General features: G+C 42.3%; 1 protein-coding gene. It reads left to right on the top strand.

Annotation, left to right across the window (positions count from 1 at the left end):
- Positions 1–65: 65 nt before the first annotated feature.
- Positions 66–1,112: Rne/Rng family ribonuclease (locus B4F08_RS00630; protein WP_291372420.1), on the top strand; the 1,047-nt coding region annotated here is incomplete at its 3' end.

Here is a 1,112-nt window from a genome sequence, read left to right as displayed (position 1 = left end):
ATGTTTGATGTTCGCTACGTGTTTTAGCGATAATTTGTTGTGTATCACTATTAGGTGTTACACCCATGAAACGTATGTTGATTAATGCAACACATGCCGAAGAAATTCGCGTTGCACTTGTCACTGGGCAGCGTCTTTACGATTTTGACTTAGAGAATCGTACCCGTGAACAAAAAAAATCTAATATCTATAAAGGTCACGTGACTCGTGTTGAACCTTCTTTAGAAGCTGTGTTTGTCGAATATGGTGCAGGACGTCAAGGCTTCTTGTCTATGCGCGAAATCGCAAACTCATATTATCAAGCAGACCCACGCCAAACTTCAAACATTCGCGAATTGATTACTGAAGGCACAGAGCTTTTGGTTCAAGTTGAGAAAGAAGAACGTGGCAACAAAGGGGCTGCCCTTTCTACCTTCATCTCTTTAGCGGGTCGCTATTTGGTACTCATGCCAAATAATCCAAAAGGTGGTGGTATTAGTCGTCAAATTTCAGGTTCTGTGCGTGACGAACTGAAAGAAATGTTGGCTTCACTCAATGTTCCACGTGGTATGAGCGTAATTGTTCGTACCGCAGGGATTGGGCGTTCTCAAGAAGAACTACAGCTTGACCTACAACACTTACTCGATCTTTGGGCACAAATCCAAAACACAGCAAGTTCTGGTCCATCACCAATGTTGGTTCATCAGGAAGCGGGCGTGGTGACACGTGCGATTCGTGATTATTTACGTGATGATGTTGCTGAAATCTTAATTGACTCAGAACAAGCCTATAACGAAGCGTATAACTTCGTGAAAGCAGTGATGCCTCGTCAAATCGACAAGTTAAAAACCTATACCTTGAATGAACCGTTATTTGCTCATTTTGGTATCGAAAGCCAAATTCAAACAGCTTATGAACGTGAAGTGAAGTTGCCTTCTGGTGGTTCAATCGTGATTGACCAAACAGAAGCTTTGGTTTCTATTGATATTAACTCTGCAAAATCAACCCGTGGTAGTGACGTTGAAGATACAGCGCTCAATACCAATCTTGAAGCAGCAGAAGAAATTGCACGTCAACTGCGTTTACGCGACATTGGTGGTTTAGTTGTCATCGACTTTATCGACATGACCAAA

Origin of the sequence: Acinetobacter sp. UBA6720 (assembly GCF_002454215.1) — a bacterium.
Taxonomy (GTDB): Bacteria; Pseudomonadota; Gammaproteobacteria; order Pseudomonadales; family Moraxellaceae; genus Acinetobacter.
Note: the sequence above shows the minus strand (reverse complement) of the source record. Positions and strands in the feature narration are given on the sequence as shown.